Origin of the sequence: Acidovorax sp. HMWF018 (assembly GCF_003061035.1) — a bacterium.
GTDB lineage: Bacteria > Pseudomonadota > Gammaproteobacteria > Burkholderiales > Burkholderiaceae_C > Acidovorax > Acidovorax delafieldii.
Genome location: NZ_QAIM01000212.1, coordinates 1549 through 2623, shown reverse-complemented (window position 1 = coordinate 2623; position 1075 = coordinate 1549). Strand labels below are relative to the sequence as shown.

At 63.0% G+C, this 1075-nt stretch carries 1 protein-coding gene; it reads left to right on the top strand.

Annotated elements, in window-relative coordinates; genetic code table 11:
* Positions 1-479 precede the first annotated feature (479 nt).
* A partial coding sequence (locus DBR23_RS07685; protein ID WP_369882095.1) for a cation diffusion facilitator family transporter occupies positions 480-1075 on the top strand: 596 nt, incomplete at its 3' end.

Sequence of the window (1075 nt, the reverse complement as noted above, 5' to 3'; positions counted from 1 at the left end):
CAAATGGGCGGCGCAAGAGGCCACAAAATCCAAAAAATGGCGTCTTCCGCGTTCGCGCGGGAAATTTCGAGGGCTTGTTCAGCGTAGCCTTAGGGCCTGTTCAACGTCTTTTTGGAGATCGCATTGGAGTGCAATCGGGAGGAGTGGATGCTTCGGATGCGCCGCATGGGCTCGTGCCCATGCAAGCAGCCGGGGCGCCAAAACTCCGAGTTCATCGGCCCGGTTTCACTCCAACCCTTCGGGCAAGTGCCTTGCCGGGCGGTCTGCGGCGTTGCGTCGCTTGTGGATAGCGGGGCTATCCACTGCGCCCCGCGCCTTGCATCCCATCCCAGAAAGGGCGTTGTGCGACTCCAAAAAGACGTTGAACAGGCTCTTAGCTGGGGCCTGCTGTTAAACGGCGCTCAGATTCTGAACAGGTTCTTAAGGTGGCTCTGGTGTAATTTCAGACTCGCCTGTTTCCGCTCCTTCGCCCACCCGCCATGTCAGCATCTTCTCCCGCATCCCACCCCTGGCTTTCACCCCGCAACCTGCTGTGGGCCTCGGTGGCCGTGGCGGTGGTCACCATTGCGCTCAAGACGCTGGCCTGGGTGGTCACGGGCTCGGTGGGTCTGTTGTCTGACGCGATGGAGTCGTTTGTGAATCTGGCCAGCGCCATGTTTGCGCTGGCCATGGTGACGGTGGCGGCACGGCCAGCCGATGACGACCACCCCTACGGCCACCACAAGGCCGAATACTTTTCCTCGGGCTTTGAGGGCATCCTCATCATGGGCGTGTCGGCGGGCATTCTGTGGGCGGCCGGGCACCGCTTGTTTGACCCACAACCCATCGAGCAGGTGGGCTGGGGCCTGGGACTGTCGGTGCTCAGCTCGGCCCTGAACGGGCTGCTGGCCTGGGTGATGTTCCGCTCGGCGCGCGAGCACCGCTCCATCGCGCTGGAGGCCGATGCACGCCACCTGGTCACCGACGTATGGACCTCGGCCGGTGTGCTGGTGGGCATTGCGGGCGCTGCTCTGACCGGGTGGTTGTGGCTGGATCCGGTGGCGGCCATTGCCGTGGCGCTGAACATCCTGAAAGA